The organism is Pricia sp. (genome assembly GCF_041745955.1).
Lineage (GTDB): Bacteria > Bacteroidota > Bacteroidia > Flavobacteriales > Flavobacteriaceae > Pricia.
Window position 1 is genome coordinate 1 of the sequence record NZ_JBGTHY010000091.1, and the last position, 26292, is coordinate 26292.

The 26292-nt window shown below is 45.7% G+C and carries 18 protein-coding genes and 2 pseudogenes; 14 read left to right on the forward strand and 6 right to left on the reverse strand.

Annotated elements, in window-relative coordinates; all coding sequences use genetic code 11:
• A partial coding sequence (locus ACEW8S_RS03075) for an acyl-CoA thioesterase (protein ID WP_373516720.1) occupies positions 1-352 on the forward strand: 352 nt, incomplete at its 5' end.
• A 35-nt stretch (positions 353-387) separates the two neighbouring features.
• On the opposite strand, the gene ACEW8S_RS03080 is transcribed toward ACEW8S_RS03075, so the two are convergent.
• Both ACEW8S_RS03080 and ACEW8S_RS03085 read right to left on the reverse strand, forming a co-directional pair.
• On the reverse strand, positions 388-1311 hold the full coding sequence (locus ACEW8S_RS03080; protein WP_373516721.1) for a DMT family transporter: 924 nt from the start codon (positions 1309-1311) through the stop codon (positions 388-390).
• Positions 1308-1661, reverse strand: a complete 354-nt coding sequence (locus ACEW8S_RS03085) for an arsenate reductase family protein (RefSeq protein WP_373516722.1) — start codon at positions 1659-1661, stop codon at positions 1308-1310. Before ACEW8S_RS03085 ends, ACEW8S_RS03080 begins: the two co-directional genes overlap by 4 nt.
• A 162-nt stretch (positions 1662-1823) precedes the next feature.
• Here ACEW8S_RS03085 and ACEW8S_RS03090 point away from each other — a divergent pair, with 162 nt between their 5' ends.
• Positions 1824-2285: a DinB family protein gene (locus tag ACEW8S_RS03090; protein WP_373516723.1), complete on the forward strand. Its 462-nt coding sequence runs from the start codon at positions 1824-1826 to the stop codon at positions 2283-2285.
• A 13-nt stretch (positions 2286-2298) separates the two neighbouring features.
• On the opposite strand, the gene ACEW8S_RS03095 is transcribed toward ACEW8S_RS03090, so the two are convergent.
• A complete protein-coding gene (locus ACEW8S_RS03095) occupies positions 2299-3045 on the reverse strand; it encodes a DUF3298 and DUF4163 domain-containing protein (protein ID WP_373516724.1) in 747 nt (248 codons plus the stop codon).
• Positions 3046-3143: 98 nt separating this feature from the next.
• On the opposite strand from ACEW8S_RS03095, the gene ACEW8S_RS03100 reads away from it, so the two are divergent.
• The 4 genes from ACEW8S_RS03100 to ACEW8S_RS03115 all read left to right on the forward strand — a co-directional run bounded on the left by ACEW8S_RS03100 (position 3144) and on the right by ACEW8S_RS03115 (position 8934).
• Positions 3144-4298, forward strand: a complete 1155-nt coding sequence (locus tag ACEW8S_RS03100; RefSeq protein WP_373516725.1) for a cystathionine gamma-synthase — start codon at positions 3144-3146, stop codon at positions 4296-4298.
• A 146-nt stretch (positions 4299-4444) separates the two neighbouring features.
• On the forward strand, positions 4445-5788 hold the full coding sequence (gene gdhA / locus ACEW8S_RS03105; RefSeq protein WP_373516726.1) for an NADP-specific glutamate dehydrogenase: 1344 nt from the start codon (positions 4445-4447) through the stop codon (positions 5786-5788).
• A 13-nt stretch (positions 5789-5801) separates the two neighbouring features.
• Positions 5802-6521 carry a DNA repair protein RecO gene (gene recO / locus ACEW8S_RS03110; RefSeq protein ID WP_373516727.1) on the forward strand — a complete coding sequence of 240 codons (720 nt, stop codon included), beginning with the start codon at positions 5802-5804 and terminating at the stop codon, positions 6519-6521.
• Between the two features lies 1 nt (position 6522).
• Complete coding sequence (locus ACEW8S_RS03115; RefSeq protein ID WP_373516728.1) at positions 6523-8934, forward strand: TonB-dependent receptor plug domain-containing protein; 2412 nt, start codon at positions 6523-6525, stop codon at positions 8932-8934.
• 71 nt (positions 8935-9005) lie between these two features.
• Here the strand turns inward: ACEW8S_RS03115 and ACEW8S_RS03120 are convergent, their stop codons facing one another.
• The gene (locus ACEW8S_RS03120; RefSeq protein WP_373516729.1) at positions 9006-9254 is read right to left on the reverse strand and encodes a hypothetical protein; all 249 of its coding nucleotides are present in this window, start codon (positions 9252-9254) and stop codon (positions 9006-9008) included.
• 216 nt (positions 9255-9470) lie between these two features.
• Here ACEW8S_RS03120 and ileS point away from each other — a divergent pair.
• The 3 genes and pseudogenes from ileS (at position 9471) to ACEW8S_RS03135 (ending at position 14093) form a co-directional block, all read left to right on the forward strand.
• Positions 9471-12869, forward strand: a pseudogene (gene ileS / locus ACEW8S_RS03125) (isoleucine--tRNA ligase).
• A gap of 3 nt (positions 12870-12872) precedes the next feature.
• Positions 12873-13256 carry a TraR/DksA family transcriptional regulator gene (locus tag ACEW8S_RS03130; protein WP_373516730.1) on the forward strand — a complete coding sequence of 128 codons (384 nt, stop codon included), beginning with the start codon at positions 12873-12875 and terminating at the stop codon, positions 13254-13256.
• 162 nt (positions 13257-13418) lie between these two features.
• Complete coding sequence (locus tag ACEW8S_RS03135) at positions 13419-14093, forward strand: lipoprotein signal peptidase (protein ID WP_373516731.1); 675 nt, start codon at positions 13419-13421, stop codon at positions 14091-14093.
• On the opposite strand, the gene ACEW8S_RS03140 is transcribed toward ACEW8S_RS03135, so the two are convergent.
• On the reverse strand, positions 14060-14641 hold the full coding sequence (locus ACEW8S_RS03140; protein ID WP_373516732.1) for a 5-formyltetrahydrofolate cyclo-ligase: 582 nt from the start codon (positions 14639-14641) through the stop codon (positions 14060-14062). The two genes, ACEW8S_RS03135 and ACEW8S_RS03140, sit on opposite strands and share 34 nt — an antisense overlap.
• Before the next feature lie 409 nt (positions 14642-15050).
• Between ACEW8S_RS03140 and uvrC the strand changes: the two genes are divergently transcribed.
• The 3 genes from uvrC (at position 15051) to ACEW8S_RS03155 (ending at position 20677) form a co-directional block, all read left to right on the forward strand.
• Entirely contained in the window at positions 15051-16859 is a 1809-nt protein-coding gene (gene uvrC / locus ACEW8S_RS03145) for an excinuclease ABC subunit UvrC (protein WP_373516737.1), read from the forward strand.
• Between the two features lie 152 nt (positions 16860-17011).
• Positions 17012-19273 carry a patatin-like phospholipase family protein gene (locus tag ACEW8S_RS03150; protein ID WP_373516733.1) on the forward strand — a complete coding sequence of 754 codons (2262 nt, stop codon included), beginning with the start codon at positions 17012-17014 and terminating at the stop codon, positions 19271-19273.
• Positions 19274-19366: 93 nt separating this feature from the next.
• Positions 19367-20677 (forward strand): alpha/beta hydrolase family protein, encoded by a 1311-nt coding sequence (locus ACEW8S_RS03155; RefSeq protein ID WP_373516734.1) that lies wholly within the window; start codon positions 19367-19369, stop codon positions 20675-20677.
• Positions 20678-20751: 74 nt separating this feature from the next.
• Here ACEW8S_RS03155 and hemH read toward each other — a convergent pair whose 3' ends face one another.
• Entirely contained in the window at positions 20752-21816 is a 1065-nt protein-coding gene (hemH, locus tag ACEW8S_RS03160; RefSeq protein WP_373516735.1) for a ferrochelatase, read from the reverse strand.
• A gap of 254 nt (positions 21817-22070) precedes the next feature.
• On the opposite strand from hemH, the gene ACEW8S_RS03165 reads away from it, so the two are divergent.
• Both ACEW8S_RS03165 and ACEW8S_RS03170 read left to right on the forward strand, forming a co-directional pair.
• Complete coding sequence (locus tag ACEW8S_RS03165) at positions 22071-25595, forward strand: TraB/GumN family protein (protein WP_373516736.1); 3525 nt, start codon at positions 22071-22073, stop codon at positions 25593-25595.
• Positions 25596-25724: 129 nt separating this feature from the next.
• Positions 25725-26292 (forward strand): annotated as a pseudogene (locus ACEW8S_RS03170) (glycoside hydrolase family 65 protein); the annotation flags it as partial.

Sequence of the window (26292 nt, forward strand, 5' to 3'; positions counted from 1 at the left end):
CCAGAAAGCCTTGGCCGAAAACGAAATCGGCCCCGTCGTTTTCTACGAACATATCTATTATTTCAAGGAAGTATTTCCCGGAAAACCTATACGGGTATCCATGGAAATTACGGGTATGAGCGAAGATGCGCAATTTTTTGAGTTCCGCCATAATTTTTATAACCACAAGGGTGACAATTTCGCGCGGTGCGAAATGATGGGGGCTTGGATGGATCTTAAGACCCGAAAGCTTACCGGGTTGACCAATGACTTTTTGACGTCCTTTAGCGGTGCCGAAAAAGCGGAGGGTTTTCGGGTGCTGACAAAGGAAGATACCCGTAAGTTCGCCAAAATGCCAAAAGATATGGCGTAGGATATACGTAAGCGTAGGGTCTAAATGGATAATTCTCAGTTAGTTTTGTTCGTGTGGGTATCTACTGCTCTGGAACTTGAGGGCTTCCTGCTCGCCAAATATACCCCTAGGAATACCAAACAGGCCGCCAATATTTTGACGGTGGTCAACGTATCCCGCCCTGTGGCCAAGGCATAAATGATGCCTATCAGTGGCTGCACGTAGACAAATGCGCTCACGGTCGAGGCCTTTAACTGTGTCAGGGCGAAAATGTTGAAGAGATAGGTGCAGAAGGTGGTTCCTACAATAACAAAAGTAATTTTCCAAAGGGTCTCGAAAGGCAGGTTCTGCCAATCGATTTCCGTCAGTTCTTGATATCCGAAAGGGAGGCATAAAAAAATTCCGATGGTAAACAGCCATTTCATAAACGTAAACGGATGGTATTTGGCTATCAAGGTCTTCGCCCCGATAAGATAGGAGCCGTAAAAGACGGAGTTCATAAGAATCAGAAAATTGCCCAAGGGAATGTTGGGCGCATCCTGACGGCTTTCGACGCTAAAAAAGATGAGTCCCAATGCCCCCAGAAATCCGATTCCGATACCTATCAGCTTTTTGGCGATGATTTTTTCCTTGATAAAAAGGGCGGAGAGCACTACTACGATAATCGGGGTAATCGTGACCAAGACCGCACTATTGATCGGGGTAGAGAGCGACAATCCCTTAAAGAACACCAACATATTAGCACCCATGCCCAACACGGCACAGAGCAACATCCGCGGATAATCTTTTTTGTCGATTTTCTCTTTCGGGCCGAAATAGGAGATGGCCCAAAACAAAATCGATGCGCCGATGACCCGGAGCATGATAAAGCCGAACGGTTTTACGTAGTCGGGCATAACACCCTTGGCAATGGTGTGGTTAAGTCCGTATATGATAGTGGCCCCAATGGCGGCAAATATGGCGAGGGCCCGCTTGTTCAAGGGTGGATGACTTGCTTGGCCGCTGCGACCGTTTTTTTGCTATTTCCGATAAAGATGTGATCATCTACCAATACAACGGGGCGTTTTAGAAAGGTATGGTGCCCTAAAATCAGGTTTTTGTAATCGGATTCCGAAAGTTGTTTTTCGTGCAGTCCCTTTTGGCGGTAGAGACGGGCGCGTTTGCTGAACAAAGCTTCATAGCTTACGGCCAGATCGTGCATTTCCTCTAGTTGCTTTTCGGTTATGGCTTCCGTTTTGATATCCTGACATTCGACGCCCTTAAAAGGTTGTAGCTCTTCGATTATGCGTTTACAGGTGTCGCAGGTGCTGAGGTGGTATATTTTGCGCATGACGATTATGGCTAGTCATTCCCTTGCGATTCCCGAGCGCAGCTGAAGTCACCGGAAGGGAGTCTGTTGAATGTGCTAAATAGTTTCTTTTTATTGCCATGCAAAGAAACCCATTTCCGTTCAATTGTACTATTTTTAGCATCCACATTAAAAAAATACATTTTGGAAAATATATTCGATACTACGCTACAGAACCGTAAACTACTCCATAAAATTCTCGACAACACGCCGAGGGAGCAATTGCTAAAAATCCCGACCGGATTTCGAAACAGTATTTGGTGGAACATCGCCCATGTGATCGCGACCCAACAAATATTGGTGTATACATTTAGCGGATTACAAGTGCGTATCCCCGAACAATATATCGAAAAGTTCAGGAAAGGAACGGTACCTGACGGTACGGCTACCGACGAGGAGATTAAGGAAATCGCCGATTTTTTGATTTCTACTGCACAATGGGCGAAGGAGGACTACCAGTCTGGACTTTTCAAGGATTACACAGAATATACCACCAGTATAAATGTGACCTTAAGCAACGTTGAGGATGCGATAAGCTTCAACGTGTTTCATGAAGGCCTGCATTTGGGCGCAATACTTGGGTTGCAGAAGGTTGTTGGCAAATGAGATGGAAGGAGGCCTAAGATTTCGGATTTTTGGCTAAATACCGGTTGACCTCTTTGAACGGCAAGGTCAGCACGATGGGCCCATCGGCGTAGGAGGCGACTTCGTAGGGGTTGTAAAGTAACTTAACGCCTTCTTCGGTAAAACCGATGTTCTCGGGCAGGTAGAAGCTATCCTTTTCGAACATGAGTCCGGTATAGTTGATGGAAGCTTCCGCTGGAATGGCTTCCTGTTCACGGAATTTCGTCTCGGCATATTTCTGAAAATCCTTCCGGTTTTGAAAAAGCTGCCAATTTTCCAGTTCTACCCCTCTTTTCTTATCGAAGTTCAGGAAACGTTTGGCGCTATAACCATGGGCACCTCCCGTAAACACGAAGGAGTTCAGTTCTAAGCTAAGTAGGTTTTTATCCTCATAAACGACCTTTCCATCAATTTTGGCTTCCCAAGGCGTGGTTTCTTCCGAATAGAGGTCCTTAAGTTCTGAATAGCCGTTTTTAAAGGAAATCAAGGCATCGTCGAGGTTGGCGATTTTTTGGCTATCATCAAATAGAAGCAGGGAAATAATTTCTTCTTGTAAGGCCGTATTGATAGTACTTGCCGTTCGGGTACGTTCAACGGCCCGGGGTATCGTAATGGAGATTTGGGGACAGTCCGCACATAGGCTTTCGCCCAACGTAAGAGGTTCAAAGGTCAGTTTGTCCTCTTTTTTTTGGCAGCCTATAAGCACTAAAAAAATCAGGAAACAGGTCAAAGGGGATTTCATAAATTTGGGATATGGGTCGGTTTATAGTGCAAACGGTACTCGCACACCTTTGTATGCTATCAAAGATAACGATACATTTGTAGGATAAATTATATGAAATGCCAGAAAAAAAATTAAAGTTCAATTCTAAAACGATTCACGGCGGACAAAGTCCCGATAAGGCCTACGGTGCCGTAATGCCGCCGATATACCAGACCTCGACCTATGCACAGACCACGCCGGGCGGGCATCAGGGCTATGAATACTCCCGAAGTGCCAATCCGACGCGTACGGCACTTGAAAATTCATTGGCAAGTATCGAGAACGGTGCATACGGACTGGCGTTCGGCAGTGGCTTGGCCGCTATCGATGCGGTAATGAAGTTGCTGAATCCCGGGGATGAGGTGGTGTCAACGAACGATCTATATGGGGGGAGCTATCGTATTTTCAAACAGATTTTCGAAAAATACGGAATTACGTTTCATTTTATTGGGATGCAGGATGCCGACGTGATCGAATCTTACATCAACGAAAATACAAGGCTGCTTTGGGTCGAGACGCCGACCAACCCGATGATGAAGGTAATCGACATCAAAGCGGTCGCGGATTTGGCCAAAAAACACGATATTCTTTTGGCAGTAGATAATACCTTCGCCACTCCATATTTACAGACACCTTTGGATATGGGTGCAGATATCGTCATGCATTCTGCCACCAAATACCTTGGTGGTCACAGCGATGTGGTCGTCGGGGCATTAGTGGTCAAGGATAAAGCACTGGCCGATAAACTGTACTTTATACAAAATGCCAGTGGCGCGGTCTGCGGGCCGATGGATAGCTTTTTAACGCTGCGCGGTATCAAAACGCTACACGTGAGAATGCAGCGCCACTGCGAGAACGGGCGGGCCGTAGCCGAATATTTGGAAAAGCATCCCAAGATCGACAAGGTGTTCTGGCCGGGGTTTGAAAGCCATCCGAACCACGAGATCGCCAAGGCGCAAATGAAAGATTTTGGGGGTATGGTTTCGTTTATCCCCAAAAGCCGAACCGAGAAAGATGCCGTTAAGATCATCGAAAAATTTAAGGTATTCACTTTGGCCGAATCGTTGGGCGGGGTAGAGAGTTTGGCGGGCCATCCGGCAAGTATGACGCATGCCAGCATTCCGAAAGAAGAACGCGAGAAAAGCGGGGTGGTTGACTCCCTGATTCGTCTGAGCGTCGGTATCGAGGATGTAGAGGATTTGATAGGTGATTTAGAGCAGGCGATCGGGTAAATAGCTTTCAAGCCTCGACCGCCCTGAAATACTAGCCGATAGTTAATAAAGTATCAAATTTTAAAAAAAGAACATTTTAATTATGGAATTACCATAATTTTGACGCATTGTTGAAAATTCAGCAAAGAATATACACCAAATATCATATGGAAGCAAAAATAAAGACCTTTATGGATGAGGTCAAGTCCCGAAACGGACATGAACCCGAATTCATTCAGGCGGTACAGGAAGTGGCGGAGACTGTAATCCCGTATATAGCAGAGCATAAGATTTATAATGGTAAGAACATTTTGTTGCGTATGGTCGAACCCGAGCGGCTAATTTCATTTCGGGTAGCTTGGATCGATGATGATGGTGAAATTCATGTCAACCGCGGCTATCGCATACAAATGAATTCGGCAATCGGCCCCTATAAGGGCGGGCTGCGCTTTCATCCTACCGTGAATGCCAGTATCCTGAAATTCTTGGCGTTCGAACAGGTATTTAAGAACAGTTTGACCACATTGCCCATGGGCGGTGGAAAAGGAGGTTCCGATTTTGATCCCAAAGGAAAATCCGACGATGAGGTCATGCGTTTTTGCCACGCCTTTATGACGGAACTTTGCCGACATATCGGTCCGTTTACGGATATACCCGCCGGTGATATCGGCGTCGGTGCCCGTGAAATCGGATTTCTTTTCGGAATGTATAAAAAAATCAAGAACGAATTTACCGGGGTGCTCACTGGAAAGGGTCTTTCTTGGGGCGGATCGAAGATACGACCGGAGGCTACGGGATACGGTACGGTATATTTTGCGGAAAGCATGTTGAAGACCAGAGATGGGGATTTCGGCGGAAAAACGGTCGTAGTATCGGGTTCCGGAAATGTAGCCCAATTTGCTGCAGAGAAAGTAATTCAATTGGGCGGAAAAGTCATTACCCTTTCAGATTCCGATGGATATATTCTTGACGAAGAAGGCATCGACCAAGAGAAACTGGAATTCGTGATGGATCTGAAAAATAATCGACGGGGAAGAATCTCTGAATATACCAAAAAGTATGAAAAAGCTGAGTTTCATAAAGGTGAACAGCCTTGGCAGGTTAAATGCGATGTAGCCCTGCCCTGTGCCACACAGAACGAACTTCAGGGCAAGGATGCAAAAATGCTATTGGACAACGGCTGTATTTGTGTCGCCGAGGGAGCCAACATGCCCTGCACGGCAGGGGCGGTGCACGCCTTTCACAAGGCGCAGATTCTATTTGCACCCGGAAAAGCATCCAACGCAGGTGGGGTGGCGACCTCAGGACTGGAAATGTCACAAAACTCGTTAAGGATCAGTTGGAGCAGGGAAGAGGTCGATGATCGTTTAAAGGTTATTATGGAAGAAATCCATCAATCCTGCATCGAATACGGTATGGAAGGCGACAACTATTGCAACTACGTGAAAGGCGCCAATATAGCCGGTTTCGTGAAGGTAGCGGATGCGATGTTGGCGCAGGGGGTGATTTAAATTCTACCACCCCATGCAAGTAACCACCAAAGCCATAATCTTAACCTCCCTAAAATACGGCGATACCAGCCTAATCGTAAAGGCCTTTACGGCTTCCGACGGGCTAAAATCATACTTGCTCAAGGGCGTGTTGGCCGCCAAAAAAGCGAAACTTAAATCCGCTTATTTTCAGCCACTTACCCAATTGGAAATAGTCGCCAATCATAGAAACAGAGGTACTTTAGAGCGCATTCTAGAAGCAAAAATTGCCTTTCCGTACCGAACGGTACATAGCGATGTCCCCAAGAATGCCATGACCCTCTTTATGGCCGAAATACTGGGACATAGTATTCATGAGGAGGAGGCCAACCCCGCGCTTTTCGAATTTTTGGAAGCCTCTTTTCAGTGGTTGGACATGAATGAGGAAATAGCCAATTTTCACTGCCATTTTCTGATACAGCTTACCAGATATTTAGGATTTTATCCTGATACCTCTACCCTGCAGGCCGGTTGTTTTAATCTCTTGGAAGGCAAGTTCACCGACAGCCCTTCGCTTCATCCAGTATTGACCGGAGAAAATCTTGGCTACTTCAAAAGCTTCTTGGGCATACATTTTGATGCCATACATACCATCAAAATGAACAAAACGAACCGACAAGAGCTTTTACAATCTTTGGTGCTGTATTTTGAACTGCATCTTCAAGGGTTCCGAAAGCCCAAATCCCTCGGTGTCTTGAACGAAGTATTCGGATAACATGAAATTTACTGTCCTCGGACTATTTTTACTCCTTATCCAATCGCTTTCCGGCCAAACCATCACGGTTTTTGATGCGGAAGACAGGGAACCCATTCCCAACGTAGCCATTTACAATGCCGACCGCTCCAAAACCGTGCTGACCGATGGCAACGGACGAGGTGACCTATCTCTTTTCGACCTTAATGAGCGAATCACCTTCAAACATTTGAGCTACAGCGTGCGATGGGCTACACCAAACCAAATTGTGCGCCAGAAAAAGGTGGTCTACCTCATCATGAAACCCGAACAGCTCGATGGGGTGGTGCTGTCCGTTTCTAAATGGGAACAACAGAAAAAGAATATCCCGAACAAAATTATAGCCTTGGATGCGCGCGATATTGCCTTTGCAAATCCGCAGACAGCGGCAGATCTTTTACAGAACAGCGGGAAAGTTTTCGTGCAAAAAAGTCAATTGGGTGGCGGAAGTCCCATGATTCGGGGCTTCGCAACAAACCGATTATTGCTTTCCGTGGATGGCGTTCGTATGAACAATGCCATTTTTAGGGGCGGAAACCTACAGAACGTGATAGCTATCGATCCGTTCACGGTCAAGAAAACCGAGGTTATTTTTGGGCCCGGTTCCGTAACCTATGGTAGCGATGCCATTGGTGGCGTGATGAATTTTTATACAAAGGATGCCGTTTTTGCGAACGGGAACGACATTGCGGTGACGGGAAATACCGAGTATCGCTTCGCATCCGCCAATACCGAGAATACGCTGCACTTCGACATTAACCTTGGAAAGAAAAAATGGGCATTTTTGACGCATGCATCCTATTCCGATTTTGGGGACCTGAAAATGGGCAGGCACGGTCCGGATTCCTATCTGCGCAACCAATATGTGTCCGGAAGAAACGGGGAAGATGTACTGGTTGAGAACGAAAATCCCAAAATACAACTTCCCACAGGGTATCATCAAATCAGCCTGATGCAGAAAATCGGACATCGACCGAATGCTACATGGAACTATAAACTGGGACTGCATTATTCCGAGACTTCCGACTTTGCCCGGTACGACCGTTTGATCCAACCTGACCGTGAAGGTGATGGCCTGCGTTCTGCCGAATGGTATTACGGACCCCAAAAATGGTTTATGGTCAACTTGCAGCTCGAAAAAAAGGGAAAGGGTGTTTTTTATGATGGATTAAAGCTGACCACCGCCTATCAGCATTTTGAGGAAAGTCGAAACGACCGTGACTTTCAGGATCCCATCCGATTTACGACCCGGGAAAATGTCGACGCCCTTTCAACGAATCTCGATTTTGAGAACAAAAAGATAGGGGATTTAAGGCTGTATTATGGAGGTGAATATATTTTCAATAAAGTGCGTTCCGACGGCAGCCAACGAAATATCGAAACCAATACGGTAGCCGATGCTGCTTCAAGATATCCCGACGGTTCGACCTGGCAGAGCGCGGCGGGCTATATCAATGGGGAATATCAGGTCAAGCCCAATTTCACCCTACTTTCCGGATTACGTTACAGCCATGTTTGGATCGATGCCGTTTTTGACAAGACCTTTTATCCCTTCCCATTCGACGAAGCCGATTTGAACAATGGCGCGTTGACCGGTAGTCTTGGTTTGAGTTGGTTTCCCAAAGAACATTTACAGATTACCCTGAACGGTTCTACCGGGTTTCGTGCGCCCAATATCGACGATGTTGGAAAAATATTCGATTCCGAACCCGGGGCAGTGGTGGTGCCGAATCCCGATTTGGAACCCGAATACGCCTACAATGCCGAACTTGGCGTTCAAAAGAACTTCAACGATAAGCTAGTGCTAAAGGGAGCGGCCTTTTACACCTATTTGGTGGATGCCTTAGTGCGTCGGGATTACCAATTCAACGGGGCATCACGAATCGACTACAACGGAGAGCCAAGCGATGTCCAGGCCATACAGAATGCCGCCAAGGCCTATGTATACGGATTTGAATTCGGTCTGGAAGCTTTTCTCTCCGAACAATGGTCCCTCGTTTCAAACCTGACCCTTACCGAAGGTCTCGAAGAAGAGGAAGACGGTACCGATTCTCCCGCACGGCACGCAGCCCCCACATTTGGCGATTTTCATATACTATGGAAAAAACAACGCTGGAAAACAGACCTGTTTTTGAACTATAACGGAGAAATTTCTTCTGACGGCCTTGCGGCATCCGAACGCGGTAAAACTTATATTTATGCTACTGATTCAGAGGGTAATCCGTATTCGCCATCTTGGTACACGATGAATTTTCGTTCGCAATTCACGATTTCGAATGCCTTAAAGGCTTCCCTGAGCCTTGAAAACATTACGGGTCAGCGCTACCGCTCATATTCGTCGGGTATCGCCGCACCCGGTATTAATTTAATATTGGGATTGGGCTATCGGTTTTGAGTGGTAAAGTTGATCAAAAAAAAACCCCGACTTCCCAGTCAGGGCTCCTTATTTTAATAAGATACAGTGTTCTAGTTATCGTCAACGGCATCCTCGATAGCATCACCCGCATCGTCGGCTGCTTCTTCGATGGCTTCACCGGCTTTTTCGGCACCTTCCTCGATATCGTCACCCATTTCATCCAATTTGTCACCGGCATCGTCCATGGCGTCTTCGGACTCTTCCATGGCGTCGTTGGTTTTGTTTTCGGCATCCCTACAAGAAACGAAGGATACGCATAATGCAAGTATTAATAGTGAACTTAGAAATACTTTTTTCATGATTTAAGTTTTTAGTTGTTGTCGCAAAGATATACGGATCGATTTGATTTTTGGATGCTATTTAAAAAAGGTTTTGGGCTTTGGCCGGAATTTCAGGCAGTGTCCATCGGCAAAATCCGATCAAAATACCTAATTTTGCAGCCTTATTCCCGCCACTTGGAAATTCGGGAATTTTCAAGTGGCGGGAATATTAATTAAAGTAGGACAACAGATAGTATGAAATTTGCGGAATATAAAGGATTGGACCTGCCCAAGATAGCCGAGGAAGTTCTCGACTATTGGAAGCAAAACGGAATATTCGAAAAAAGCGTTTCCACAAGGGAAGGCCAGCCTAGTTACGTCTTCTATGAAGGGCCACCGTCCGCGAACGGTATGCCCGGCATCCATCACGTAATGGCCCGTACCATCAAGGATATCTTCCCCAGATACAAGACCATGAAGGGCTTTCAGGTCAAACGAAAGGCCGGATGGGATACGCACGGACTCCCCATTGAACTCGGTGTGGAGGCAGCACTCGGTATCACCAAAGAGGATATCGGCACTAAAATCTCCGTTGAGGATTACAACGCCGCCTGCAAAAAAGCGGTCATGCGCTACACCGACGTATGGAACCGAATGACCGAACAGGTAGGTTATTGGGTCGATATGGAAGATCCGTACATCACCTACAAACCGAAGTACATGGAGTCCGTTTGGTGGTTGTTAAAGCAAATCTATGACAAGGGACTCATATATAAAGGATATACCATTCAGCCCTATTCGCCCAAAGCGGGTACAGGTCTCAGCTCGCACGAGCTTAATCAGCCCGGTACGTATCAGGATATTACCGATACGACGGCCGTAGCGCAGTTCAAAGCCGTAGAATCGTCGCTCCCCGATTTTCTAAAGGATGAAGGCGACATCTATTTCTTGGCCTGGACGACCACCCCTTGGACGCTGCCCTCGAATACGGCCTTGACCGTTGGGCCGAAAATCGATTATGTTCTGGTGGAAACCTATAACCAGTATACGTTCAAGCCCATGAACGTAATTTTGGCCAAAAACTTGGTAAACGGACAATTTTCAGGAAAATTCCGCCATGTCGACTCGAAACCCGAACTGCTAGAGTACACTTCCGGGGATAGGAAGATTCCATTTTATGTCGTCAAGGGTTTTAAAGGAAAAGACCTGATCGGCATCAAATACGAGCAACTGCTGGATTATGCCTTGCCCTACCAAAATCCAGAAAATGCATTCCGTGTCATCGCCGGTGATTTTGTGACTACCGAAGACGGTACAGGCATCGTGCATACCGCGCCGACCTTTGGTGCCGATGATGCCTTGGTCGCCAAACAGGCCGTGCCCGAAGTACCGCCGTTGCTGGTTTTGGATGAGAATGACAATCCAGTTCCCTTGGTCGATCTTCAGGGCAAGTTCCGTCCCGAAATGAGGGAATTGGGCGGTAAATACGTCAAAAATGAATATTATGATTTAGGAAAAGAGCCAGAAAAATCCGTCGATGTCGAGATTGCCATCAAACTCAAGGAAGAGAACAAGGCCTTCAAGGTAGAAAAATACGTACACAGCTACCCCAATTGCTGGCGTACCGATAAACCGATCTTGTATTATCCGCTCGATTCGTGGTTTATCAAGGTGACCGAGGTCAAGGATCGTATGGTCGAACTCAACAATACCATCAACTGGAAACCCAAATCGACCGGCGAGGGCCGTTTCGGCAACTGGTTGGCCAATGCCAACGATTGGAACCTGTCGCGATCTCGGTATTGGGGTATCCCGCTACCGATTTGGCGTACCGAAGACGGACAGGAAGAGATTATCATCGGTTCCGTGGCCGAACTAAAATCCGAAATGGCGAGAGCGGTCGAAGCGAGGGTGCTCGAGAAGGATATATTCGAGGATTTTGTAGTGGGCGACCTCTCCGAGGAAAATTACGATACCATCGACCTTCATAAAAATATCGTCGATGAGATAACCTTGGTTTCCGCTACCGGAAAACCCATGAAACGCGAGGCCGATCTTATCGACGTTTGGTTCGACAGTGGGTCGATGCCGTATGCACAGTGGCATTATCCGTTCGAAAATAAAGAGTTCATCGACCAAAATGAAACCTTCCCCGCCGATTTTATCGCCGAGGGGGTAGATCAGACCCGTGGCTGGTTTTACACCCTACATGCCATCGCCACTATGGTCTTCGATTCCGTGGCCTATAAAAATGTGGTTTCCAACGGACTTGTGCTTGATAAGGAAGGCAAAAAGATGTCTAAACGCTTGGGCAACGCCGCAGATCCCTTCGAGACCATGAACGAACATGGCGCCGACGCCACGCGTTGGTACATGATCTCGAACGCGAATCCTTGGGACAATCTCAAATTCGATATCGACGGTATCGCAGAGGTAAAGCGCAAGTTTTTTGGCACCCTGTACAACACCTATTCCTTTTTTGCGCTGTATGCCAACATTGACGAATTCGATTATTCGGAGGATGGCATCCCGTTGAACGAGCGCCCTGAAATAGACCGATGGGTATTGTCAGAATTGCATTCATTGATCAATACCGTTGACGAGGCGTATGCCGATTACGAGCCAACGAAGGCCACACGGGCCATATCCGATTTTGTACAGGAAAATCTGAGCAATTGGTACGTGCGCCTTTGCAGAAGGCGTTTTTGGAAGGGGGATTATCAAAAGGATAAAATATCCGCCTATCAAACCCTATACACTTGTTTAGAAATTGTGGCCAAACTTTCGGCACCTGCGGCTCCCTTTTTTATGGACCGATTGTACAAAGATTTGACGGCCGTTACGAAAAAGGACGCTTTTGAAAGCGTTCACTTGTCAGATTTCCCAAAGTACGACGCATCCGTGGTAAACAGGGAACTGGAAAGCAAAATGGAAATGGCGCAGACGATATCCTCCTTGGTATTGTCCATCCGTCAAAAAGAAAAAATCAAGGTGCGCCAGCCGCTGCAGAAAATAATGATTCCCGCTTTGAGTGAAAAGCAAAAGCAAGAAATCGAAGCGGTGGCCGACCTTATAAAATCGGAGGTGAACGTCAAGGAAATCCAATTGTTGGACGATGCCTCGGGAATACTGGTCAAACAGATCAAGCCGAATTTTAAGGTCTTGGGTCCGAAGTTCGGTAAGGATATGAAAAAAATAGCCCGGGCCTTCGGCAAATTAGGGCAAGAAGATATCCAAAGAATAGAGCGAGAGGGATAAATATCCCTCGATATTGAAAATAAAATCGTTACATTAGAGTTACAGGATGTAGAGATAGCCTCGCAAGATATCGAGGGTTGGTTGGTAGCCAATCAAGGCTCACTAACCGTGGCACTTGACGTTTCGATTAATGATGAACTTAGAAAAGAAGGTATAGCGCGGGAATTGGTCAATAGGATCCAGAATATCAGAAAAGATTCAGGGTACGAAGTGACCGACAAAATAGATGTAAAAATTCTGAAAGATGGATTTGTCGAAAAGGCGGTCGAAAGCAATCTAGAATACATCAAGACCGAAACCTTGACCGCAGAACTAGATTTAGAGGAAAAATTAGTAAAGGGTACCGAAGTGGCCTTTGATGAAGTGAACACGAAATTATTCATTGTAAAACATTAGGTTATGGCAGAAGATTTAAAAGTGAGATATTCGGATAGGGATCTGGCCGAATTCAGGGAGCTGATAGAAGACAAAATAGCAAAGGCCAAGAGTCATTTAGAGCTGCTGAAAAGTTCGTATATGAACGACGGCAATAATGGTACGGACGATACGTCGCCCACTTTCAAGGCTTTCGAGGAAGGTTCGGAGACCATGAGCAAAGAAGCCAATACGCAATTGGCCATCCGCCAGGAAAAATTTATCCGCGATCTTAAGAACGCCTTGATGCGCATCGAGAACAAAACCTATGGTATCTGTCGGGTAACCGGTAAGCTGATCGCCAAAGAACGGCTCAAATTGGTGCCGCATGCGACCTTAAGCATCGAGGCCAAGAATATGCAGCAGTAAGGGTTAGCGGGATCTAGGCCTGCAAGGTGTTGCCGACCTGCAAAGTGCTGCCTACGGAGGAGTCCTCCTTTTAGACCCATCCGTTTGGCGATATCCTTGTTGATAAAATCGAATAATATGCAGCAATATCCCTATTTTTGCGCTTAATTTCTAACCGAAACTATGAGTTTAAAGAAATCGGTGCTAATTATTGCGGTACTATTACTGATAGACCAAGTGAGTAAATTCTACATAAAGACCCATTTCGTATTGGGGGAATCGGTCGATGTTTTCAGTTGGTTCAAAATATTGTTCATCGAAAATTCCGGTGCCGCCTGGGGTGCAAAACTCAGTGATTTTTTACCGGTTTCGGAATCGACAGGGAAATTGATCCTGACGGTTTTCCGATTATTTGCCGTGGCGGGTATCGGATACTGGTTGTATGACTCCATTAAAAAAAAATCTTCGAAGACTTTAATAGTGGCGGTTTCATTGATTTTCGCCGGCGCGTTGGGCAACATTATCGATTCCGTTTTTTATGGAATGATTTTCAACGATAGCTATCAGCAAGTGGCCACGGTATTTTCCGACGAACCTTATGGAGACATGTTCTACGGCAAAGTAGTCGACATGCTCTATTTTCCCATCATAAACACCACATGGCCCGAATGGGTGCCCTATTTCGGAGGGTCGGATTTTCGATTTTTTGAACCTGTCTTCAACATTGCAGATATGGCCATTAGTACAGGAGTGGGCATTTTAATCGTTTTCAACAAAAGGGCTTTCGGAAAAAGTAAAGAAACGCAAACGGATACTTGGGCAGATTATGTGGCGAGGACGGAATCGGAAAAGGAATAAGTTTTTTGTGGAGTGACACAATAGTCCAGAGGTATATCGTTGGCATCGATATCCTCAATAATATCTTCTGCTTCAAATAGGGACACGCCTATTTTTTTAACATCCTTTCGACATTCCCTCAGAAATATATCGTAAAATCCCTTGCCATATCCAACTCGGTTTCCTTTTTTATCGAAGGCTAGAAGAGGAACGAATACTACATCGATTTTATCGGTCGTAATTTCGATGCCGTCAACAGGCTCCGGAATGTTCCACCGATTGGTCTGGAATTTGGTAGCGTCGGTAAGTAAAAAGTGTTTTAGCGAATCGTTGCCGGTCACTTTGGGAAGTACAACATTTTTGTCCCTGCCCTGAAGGATGCTAAGTATAAAATGGGTATCGATTTCTTTTTGTTGGGAAATGGGAAGGAAGATGTGAAAGTAGCCGAAATCCCAAATAGGAAGTAAGAGCGAGGCATTGGCGATAGCCAAACTCGAAACTAAAAGGGAACTTTCCGAAACTAATTTCCTTAGATTTCTATATTCCGACCGTAAATCCTGTTTACGCATTATTCTAATCAAAACCGTATAGGAAAAGGTCGTTAAAAACCTAATCTTTGGCGTTTACATAGTAATACACTTTGAATGAAATCATCAGGAGTAAGTACAAAACTAGGGTAATGATATATTTGTCCATGGGGGTAATTGATTTTGATACGTTAAATCTAGATAAAAAAAACGTTAACTATACTGTCAAAGGGAAGTTTATATCGATGAAATGCACTTTTTAGCTAAAAATTAACATTTTAGTGTTAAAAGACTTGGTAAATAGAAATATTGATAACCACTAATTTCGGTAAATCTAATTATTAAGGAAAGACTTACAGCATATTCTTACAAAAATATTGATGGAGTTCTTTGATGAATTGTCTCTAACTTTGTAGTAGCGTTTGCTTTTTACATTTAATCCGTGACCAGAATGTCTCAAGTGTCCATTGAAATCCAGTTGAGCACCTTGCCCGATAGTCCGGGGGTGTATCAGTTCTATGATACGGACGAAAAGATATTATATGTAGGCAAGGCAAAAAACCTTAAAAAACGGGTTACTTCTTATTTCACCAAGACCCAAGAGTATGGCAAGACCCGCGTAATGGTCAAAAAAATTCGGGGTATCAGGCACATTGTGGTGGCCACGGAATCTGACGCCCTACTGCTTGAGAACAATCTTATCAAAAAATACCGCCCGCGCTACAATGTGCTGCTCAAGGATGATAAATCGTATCCGTGGATATGTATCAAGAACGAGCGCTTCCCCCGGATTTTTCCGACCCGAAAGCTCATAAAGGATGGTTCGGAATACTATGGCCCCTACACCAGTATGAAAACTGTGCGTACGCTTTTAGATCTAGTAAAAAGCGTTTACCCGTTGCGGACTTGCAATTATGACCTTTCCCAGGAAAAAATCGATGCGGGCAAGTATAAGGTATGTCTTGAATATCACTTGGGAAATTGCAAGGGCCCCTGTGAAGATATGCAAAATGTGGAGGATTATCATGCCCAAATCGAGGATATCCGGGAAATTATCAAAGGTAATTTCAAGGCCTCACTACAGTATTTCAAACATCGAATGAAAGCTTTGGCCGTCGATACGCACTTCGAAGAGGCCCAGCTTATGAAGGAGAAGATCGAGGTCTTGGAAAACTATCAGGTGAAATCGACCATAGTCAATCCTAAAATCAACAATGTAGACGTCTTTTCCATCATTTCCGATGAATCACATGCCTACGTCAATTTTTTACAGTTGTCCCACGGGTCGATCATCCGCTCACATACCTTGGAAATCAAAAAGAAACTCGATGAGAGCGATGTCGATCTTTTGCAATTGGCCATTGTAGAGATACGGCAGCGCTTCGATTCTAGATCAACCGAGCTCTACCTGCCTTTTGAGGTTACGGTCGAACCCCATTTGAAAATAAGCGTTCCAAAATTGGGGGACAAGAAAAAAATTGTTGACCTCTCTGAGCGCAATGCCAAGTTTTTTAGGCAAGAACGCTTCAAGCAGATCAAAATTATCGACCCCGACCGGCATACGAACCGGATTATGGCCCAGATGCAAAAAGATTTGCGCCTTTCGGCTGAGCCAAGGCATATCGAATGTTTCGATAACAGCAACATTCAGGGCAGCAACCCAGTTGCCGCCTGTGTAGTGTTCAGAAACGGAAAGCCCTCGAAAAAAGAATATCGCCATTACAATATCAAGACCGTTGAGGGACCCGACGATTTTGCATCCATGGAAGAGGTCGTCTATAGAAGGTATAGACGCTTACTGGCGGAGGAAGAATCCCTACCACAATTGATCGTTATAGACGGGGGAAAGGGACAGCTCTCATCGGCCTTAAAAAGTTTGGATATTTTAGGTCTTCGGGGAACGATCGCTATCATAGGTATCGCAAAGCGACTCGAGGAAATCTATTTTCCGGAGGATCCCATCCCCCTGTATCTGGACAAAAAATCGGAATCCCTGAAAATTGTCCAGCAACTGCGAAATGAGGCGCACCGCTTCGGTATTACCTTCCATCGGAACAAACGCAGTAAGGTCGCCATTAACTCCGAATTGGAAAGCATCGACGGGGTCGGCGAAAAAACGGCCCAAGAATTGCTGAAAACTTTTAAATCGGTCAGGCGTATCAAAGAGGCGTCCCTGGAAAGACTGGCAGAAACCGTGGGCGTGGCGAAAGCCAAAAAAATTTACGGGACCTTTCATTCCTCGAGACATTTAGATAGGTGACTTGAGAAAAGGGCGTAAAGTGTTATCTATGGCATGATTCCAACTTAAAATAAAAATCGGGTTTTTCTACCTGTTCCCTGCCTAGACCGGCGAGGCAGATTTTTTCTCTGTTCCAGCAGTAAAGATCGATTAGTCTCCCTAAATTTGGTATCTTGAAAAAGCTTCTATTTTTTGTTGTATTTTTAGGCTTAGGCCTTTTCGCATCGGCACAGGACCCCAATAAAAAGGACCTGAAAATAGGTTTGGTATTGAGTGGTGGTGGGGCCAAGGGTCTTGCCCATATCGGGGCGCTCAAGGTTATCGAGGAAGCAGGAATCAAAATTGATTACATCGGCGGTACGAGCATGGGCGCTATCGTCGGGGGGCTATATGCCGCAGGATATACCGCCATGGAACTCGATTCAATTTTCCGCACTACCGATTTCACCAACCTTATTGCGGACGATCTCCCGCGAAGCGCCAAAACTTTCTATGAAAAGGAAGATTCGGAAAGATATGCGATAACCCTGCCGTTCAACAATTTCAAAATTTCCGTTCCCCCAGCTTATTCAGGAGGTCAGAACGTATATAATGAACTGGTAAAACTGCTCTATCCTGTAAAGAACATACAAGCGTTCGATAAGTTGCCGATTCCCTTTCTGTGCTTGGCGACCGATGTAGAGACGGGTGAAGAGGTCGTTCTGAAAGAGGGCTATTTGCCTCAGGCCCTAATAGCAAGTGGAGCCTTGCCCTCGCTTTTCGAACCTGTTAAGATTGGCGACCGTTTATTGGTCGATGGGGGGGTGGTCAACAATTATCCGATACAAAAAGTCAAGGAAATGGGCGCGGATGTTATCATCGGGGTCGATGTGCAGCACGGACTCCGAGATAGGGGTGGCCTGATTTCGGCCACCGAGATTTTACTACAGATAAACAATTACCGGACCGTTCTCGATATGGAAGAAAAATCGAAACAGACCGATATCTACATAAAGCCCGAAGTCTCGAATTTTTCGGTCATTGATTTCAATCTATACGATCGGATTATAGAGAGTGGCGAAGTGGCGGCTAAAAAAAGCTATGGCGATCTTAGAAGGCTTGCCCTCAAGCAAAACGATAGCGAAAGAAAGATGGCCACAATCAAGCCTCAGGAGAAGTTGATAATCGATCAACTGACCGTGATGGGCAGCGCCGATTACCCAAGGGGCTATGTAAAGGGAAAATTGCGTTTGGGAAATAACAAAGAGTCTACATTTTCTAAGCTTCAACAGGGGATCGGCAACCTGGCCGCGACCAGAAACTTTCAGACCATTCGCTATAAGCTGCAAAGCGACGGCACCAAGGAAAAACTGATTTTAGATCTCTCTGAAAACCCCGTCAAGACCTTTGTCCGTCTAGGCGCCCATTACGATGATCTTTACAAAACGGCGGCCATTCTCAATGTGACCCGAAAACGCGTGTTGACCCACGACGATGTGACCTCCTTCGACTTTATCATGGGTGACAATGTGCGCTATAATTTTCAGTACTATGTGGATAAGGGTTCCTATTGGAGCTTCGGCCTGAATTCCAGGTTCAATGATTTTGGAAAGGAAATCGATTTTAATCTGATACGCGGTAACTTTGAAGTGCCGCCGGGCATTAATGTCAACACTATAAATCTGGATGTTTCCGACCTGACCAATCTAATATACATTGAGACCGTATTGCGCGAAGAATTTGCGTTCAGGACAGGTATCGAGCACAAACTGTTAAAGTACAGTACAAGAACCTTGGCACAGCGCGGTGATGAAGAAGCTCCGCTCGGGCGGCAAAGCCCTGATGGGAAGACATTGTTCGAAAACAGTAATTTTTTCAGCGCCTTCGGCAAGTTGACCCTCGATACGTACGATAACGCCTATTTTCCTTCGAGGGGACTTCTCTTCGCCGGGGACTTTCATTTTTACGTGTTTTCTTCCGATTTTAACGATAATTTCAAGGAATTCTCCATTGCCAAGGCGCGTATGGGCGGGGCTATTCCCCTGTTAGAGAACCTTTCCCTGAATATAGAAACGGAAGGCGGTTTTAAACTGGGTACTTCCGATGTGACCTCCTTCGATTTTATACTCGGTGGATACGGCACCGATCTGATCAACAATTTCGTTCCTTTTTTCGGCTATGATTTTTTGAGCCTTCCGGGCAACAGCTTTGTAAAGGCCTTCGGAAGGCTCGATTACGAATTCGTACCCAAGAACCACATTATGTTCACGGCCAATTTCGCCAACGTCGACGATGATATTTTCAGGACGGGCGATTGGTTTACGCTTCCCAGTTATTCGGGTTATGGTGTCGGCTACGGATGGGAAACCTTTTTAGGGCCGCTGCAGGTGCATTATGCCTGGTCTCCAGAAGGTAAGAACAGCAATTTCTTTTTTAGTTTGGGCTATTGGTTTTAGTGGGGATGGTTACAGGTAAAATATAATTGTTACCTTATTCGCCTAGTATCGCGGTGCTCGTACAAATGGGTTCCCTAAACCAATCATTTCCTTATGAAAAAATCATTTTTTTCTTCCAAATGTATCGTTTGTTTCATTGTTCTGGCCTTAGGCGCAAGTGTTCTGCTTCAGGCTCAGACCCGAGATTTTCTGTACGGCGATATGCTGCCCGACGCCCCGGAACTTTCTGAACGAGGTCCCCATACCGTCGGGGTGCGGACGATGGATTTGGTCAATCCCGATCAAGTGGACATTTTGAACTCTAAAGGAGGCAAAGATGCCATGTACGATCGCCCTTTGACCGTTGAAGTGTGGTATCCTGCGGAGGCAACTTCCGAAATGAAGGCCTCCATAACCTATGAAGAGGTGATGGGAACCCGCGGTGATTCGTTACGCCCATTGATTCCCTTTACGTTCAGGGGCAGGGCCGGTCGAGATGCCGCCCCGAAAGTTTCGGAAGGAGCTTTTCCCCTGATTATCGTTTCCCATGGATATGTGGGTTCGAGATATCTGATGACCTATCTGACCGAAAATATGGCCTCTAAGGGCTATGTGGTGGTCGCCATAGACCATACCGATTCAACCTTCAAGGATGCCAACGCCTTTCAGAGCACCTTGCTCAATCGGGCCAAGGATATCCGTTTTGTGCTCAATGAAATGGAAAGGTTGGGAAAATCGGATAGTAAGGATATGTTATCTGGAAAAATTAATGCGGATAATACCGCGATCGTTGGCTATTCCATGGGCGGTTATGGGGTGTTGAACGTCGCCGGTGCAGGGTACAGCGATGGCTTAGTGCAATTTTTTAAAGGGATGACCGAGGGAAGCACTGCGATTCAAGCTTTGGCCGCGAGCAATGCGGAGTATCAGGAGCAATCCGACCCCAGAATCAAGGCCGTAGTCGCCTTTGCCCCATGGGGGATGGAGCGTGGGGTCTGGGACGCCGAGGGATTAAAGGGGCTGAAAACGCCCACTTTTTTCATTGCCGGAAGCCAAGACGATATCTCGGGCTATGAAAAGGGAATCAAAGCCATTTATGAAGGTGCCGTCAACGCTGACCGTTATCTCTTGACCTATAAAGATGCGAGGCACAATGTAGCCCCGAATCCACCACCAGCGGAAGCTTTGGCACCCGGTCTACATATCGATGAATACTACCGTTACGCCGACGCCACTTGGGACCAGCGTAAAATCAATAATGTAAACCAGCATTTCGTGACCGCTTTTATCGATTCACATCTCAAAGGGAAGGATACCTCCAAATATCTTGACATTCCCAAAGATTCGAACGCCCAAGATTGGCCGGGGTTCAAGCCCAGGTCTTCTACGGGGATGGAGTTGCTGCACGTGGCGCCAACGGAGTGATGTCGCCCTGAACTTAACAAAACCGGTTTTTTTTACTATAGGCATGTCCAATCCGAAATGGGAGAGGCTGATCTTCAGTTCGGAATTTTTGGATAGAAAGAAGTACAGGTTATAGGCAATGCCCCGGTTGCTTCCCACGCGTTCACCCAATCGGCCATCACCCGCACCCAAGCGTCATTATCGTTCATACAGGGTATATGCTTATAACTTTCGCCCCCGGCTTCTGTAAACTGCTGTTTACCTTCCATCGCAATTTCCTCCAAGGTCTCCAAACAATCGGACACAAAGGCGGGCGTGATTACCGCAAGCCGTTTTTTGCCTTCTTTCGCCAAGCGCTCGAATTCATAATCGGTATAGGGCTTCAGCCATGGATCGCCCGCCAAGCGGGATTGAAACGACGAACTGACCTTGGTTTCATCCAACCCGAGTTCCGCTTTTACCAGTTCGGTCGTCTCGTAGACCTGATGGCGATAGCAGGTATTATGCGCCACGGAATTGATACTGCAACAGCTGCCGTCAATTTTGCAATGATAGTTGGTAGGATCCGATTTTCGAATGTGCCGTTCGGGAATGCCGTGATAGGAAAACAGGATGTGATCGTACTCGAAACCCTTCAATCCATCGGTGATACTTTGGGATAGGGCTTTGATGTACTCGGAATTGTGATAAAAAGCCGGTAGGGTGGTCAACCGCATTTGTGGAAATAACTCCTTTTGCACCTCCATGGTCTTTACTACTACGGTTTCATAGGATGACATGGCATAATGTGGGTACAGCGGCACCAATAAAACCTCATCGACGCCTTTATCCTTCAACTCCTGCATGGCGTTTTTTATGGTCATTGTACCGTAGCGCATGCCAAGTGCTACCGGCATGTCGGTATGGCTTTTGAGTTTCTCGGCAAAACGTTCGGATAAGACGATCAGCGGAGAGCCTTCGTTCCACCAAATCTTGGCGTAGGCTTTCGCCGATTTCTTGGGTCGGGTCTGCAGAATGATACCCCTTACCAGAATATTGCGAAGTACTTTATTGACATCGATGACCCGTTCGTCCATCAAAAATTCATCGAGGTAGGGTTTGACATCTTTAGCAGTGGGACTTTCGGGGGAACCGAGGTTTACGAGCAGTACGCCTTTCATAGATAGCAATTTTTGGATAGCATCTTCCAATTGCAAAAATAAGGCTTGATAGGCATCCTAATTACATATCCATCCAAATACTTTTTGATAAAACCATAGGATGTTTCGATTTCGGCGGGACAAAAATTGGCAAGTAAGAAAATACGGGACAGATTTAAGCGTTATACCAAATAAAAAGTATTCAGATTTAACGATTATCAGGGATAGGCCTTGATACATACTTCCTTAAATTTGTACTGCGAAAAATAATATTCATGCGCCCCTTGCTTATTATTTCATTATGTCTTTTTACCCTTTCAGGATATTCCCAAGAAAAGAATAGCCTGCTCTGGGAAATTTCGGGCAACGGCCTTGAGAAATCCTCGTATCTCTACGGCACCATGCACGTAAGTAAAAAGATAGCCTTTCGTTTGGACGATGTTTTCTACGAGGCCTTAGATCAAAGTGAGATGGTGGCCCTCGAATCCGATCCTGGTCTTTGGCTCGAAAATAGCGATGCGATGGGCAACGGCGCCTTTGGTTATGGCGGATATGTTACCAAGGGATTTTATGCCAATGCCTTCAAGGTCGAAAATCCAAAGAAAGAGCTATTGGGAGCCTACCTCGCCTACGAAGACCGCATCGTCAACAACATTTTGTACCGCACCAACGAACACTCCCAAAATTTCGAGGAGGAGACGTATCTGGATATGTTCATCTATCAGGCGGGCAAAAAGTTCGACAAGGCTATAGTAGCCCTTGAAGATATGGAAGAGTCGTCTGCTTTGGTCGGCCGTGCCAGTATGAACGCCATGAAACAAAGGCCCGATGAATGGCTACAGAAAAAGATTCAGCAATCCGACCCAATGTTTCTGTTGCAGGATGCCTATCGCGAGCGCAACATCGCTTTATTGGATTCCATCGATCGCGCCATGTATACCGACCATTACATGAAAAACATGCTGCACATCCGCAATGTCAACATGGCCGAGCGCTTGGATTCCGTGATGCGGAAAGGAAAAGTGTTCGCCGGTATCGGGGCCGCCCATTTGCCCGGGGATGACGGCGTCATCGACCTCTTGCGGGAAAAGGGCTATACGGTAGCGCCCTTGGTATCAAAATCAAGTGCAAGAGGAAAGGAGCTGAAGCAACAATTCGAGGAAAAAAAACGGGAGAACGATTATGCATCCTACGGCCCCGAAGATGGATTTTTCAAGATAGATCTTCCTACCAAACTCTATCCGGTTTCCGACCTAGGCAAGACCACCTATGTTTCCCCCGATTTGGCCAATGGTAGCTTTGTGGTCGTAAACCGTATTCCCACCCATTCGTTTTTAAAACAGGATGCGGTGTATACTTTAGAGGATATCGATAAGCTGTTGTTCGAGAACATCCCCGGAAAAATTTTGGAGAAAACGTATATTGAAAACGATGGTTTAAAGGGATTGGATATCAAGAACCAATTGAAGAACGGCGACCGGCAACGCTATCAAATTTTTAAAACACCTTTGGAAATTGTAATCTTCAAAATGGGTGGGGAAGGCGATTATGTAACCCAGCATTCCGATAGGATCTTCAACAGTTTGGTTTTTAAAAGACCCACAGATGAAAAGATGATCCTTTTTTCCGATTTTAGGGATTTCGAGGTTGAAATGCCATCCCTAAATAGCTTTACCAACCAAAGCCGGAACGGAGACCGTTGGATCGAGGGATATGATGAAAAAAGGGAATCCTATTACTTTCTTCGGAAGTCCGTCTTGAACGATTTCAGCTTTATCGAGGTCGATACCTTCGAACTGAAACAGATTCAAAAACGCTTCTATCAAGATTTGGAATTGAAACCCCGATATCGGGATGTCGATGGCAAACGTTTGATCTCATCGGCAATTTTCGATACGGATTCCGGGAAGCGATTGCATTTGATGACCACGTTCCGCGGGGGTGAATATTATCTTTTGGGTATCTTGACGGAATATGGCAAAGAAGCGGATGAATTTTTTGAATCTTTTCAATTAAAACCGGCGAAATACGAAGTTCCTTATGAAACGGTGGTCGATACTGCCCTTTACTTCAGTACGAAAAGTACGGTCAAGCCCCCGAAGTTTGTAGAGAGCAGTAACAGCTATTACAGTGGTGCGCCTAAAACGAAATCGTACGACCCCTTTCATAAAAAAACGGTCTACCGCAACAAAAACGATGAAGCCATTACCGTAGAACTGAACAAATCCCATGATTTTCTGATGTTCGGCCATTTGGATTCCGCTTGGGCACTGCGAAAAAAAATGTATGCCTACAAACAGTTCAAAATCATAGGCGATTCAACCGAGACAACACCCGAAGGCAATCATGAAATGCAATTGACCCTGATCGATACTGCGAGTACACGGGGTATTTTAATCAAGAATGTTATAAAGGATGGCCTTCTATATGAACTCAAAGCGGTAGTGGACACCATAGAAAGACCGAGCCGTTTTATCACCGAATTCTTTGGGAACTTCAAACCCAAGGATACCGCAATCGGCCGGAATATTTTTGAGGATAAAGTCCCAGATTTCTTTGCCGCCCTGCGTAAAAACGACAGTATCGTACTCGATGGCCACCGCTACCTAAAGTTCGATAAAACGCATGTCGATTCGCTGCAACACTATATTTCCGAACATGAGTTTAGTCCCGCCATACGCCAGATACAGTCGTACATGATTTTACAGCTAGGGCAGTTAAAAGATGTGGATGCCACCGAATTTTATAGGGATTTCTATGCGGAATCTTATAACAATTCGACGGCACAGGCCATGGTATTGCAGGCCATTTCCCAAAAATCGGACGAAGCGTCCGCAGAACTATTGCTCGAACTGATGGCGGCCGACTTGCCCTTGCTTTCGAACACCTTTCATATCAGCTACATCTTCGCCCCGTACCGGGAAAATCTATCGGTTGCGAAAAAATTGTTTCCCGAATTGTTGCAGTATAGCACGATAAGCGAATACAAGGCCCCGATTTTCTCGCTACTGGCCAAATTAGTGGCCGAGGACGGATTAAAATCGAAGGTTTATAAAAAACACAAGTCCCAAATTTTGAACGACGCCAAGATACAGTTGAAGCGCCAGTTGGGTAGGGACGTAGCCCCGAATGCGCAGGATTTTTATAGCCCCAGGACCCCAACACAAGATAAGGGTGTGCTAGAAGATTATGTGACGCTTTTGTACGCGTTCAACGGTGAAAAAAGGGTACAGCAATTTTTGGGGAAGGTAGCCTTGATCGAAGATCCCGATATCCGTACCACTTACATTGCCCTATTGGCAAAAAACAACAGACCTATTCCTCAAAAGAAACTTACGGCCTTGGCGTCCGATCTCAATTCGCGACAGCTTCTGTTCGACAAACTACAAAAAGTCGGAAAACCGGAATTGTTTCCGGAAAAATTTAAAACACAGAAAGATTTGGCGGAAGCTCTTCTGTTTCCAAGTCGCAACTATTCGGCGACCAGGGATTCCATTGCTTTTCTTGGCAAAAAAGCCTTGGCGTATAAGGATAAACAATTGACCGGATATTATTTTAAAAAACGCAACAACGAAGACTACGATAAGAACTTCAACATGCATCTTTTGGTCTTCGAGGATGATAAAGGCCCGCGGACCGAAGCTTTCTACGAAAACGGCGGCATGCGCATCGAAGATACCGACACCGACGAAGATGTCATCGAATTTGTGACCGAGACGTTTTTGCTGAAAGACCGGCAGCGCGCCGATGTGTATAGGCCTAATGGCTATGGCGGCGGCTATGGACATTATGGATATTAAAGCTGCCTTTTAAATTTTTTTTTGGTGTTCCGCACCTTTCGAATAGCATCTTAAATCAAATATTTCGATACTATATTTAGGTCATCCTTATACATATCATTACATTGTATCCTTAATCAATCCTACTAAATGAAAACAATAGTCATCATACTGTTCGCACTCTCGAGCACCATTTTAACGGCACAGAACGATGGTTGGAATATAGAGGTCACGAACCGTTCCGATTACACGGGCATCGCTGTTTCCAATGGTCGAATAGGGATGCTTACATCGCCCAAACCGTTGCAAATTCAACATATTGTTCTTAACAATGTTTACGACGTAGACCCTGACCTCAAAGTAAGCCAAATTCTACATGGAATGAATTTCGGAAATCTTGACATGTATATCGACGGAGAAAAAATTACCGAGAGCAATATCAGCAACTGGAAACAGACCCTGCATATGCAAGAGGCTTCTTTTACGACTTCCTTTGAATATAAGGATAAGGCAAAAATTTATTGCACAATCTACGCCTTGCGCAACGTGCAATATACGGGCTACATCGATGTAAGGGTAGAAGCCAGGAAAGCTTTGGATTTAAGGGTCGCAGGAAAAATCGTTACGCCCAGGGAATACCAAAAACCGACAAACACCTATCAGGTCCTTAAAGATGTAGAGACCACAATGCCCATTTTGCAATCGAAAGCGATGAGTC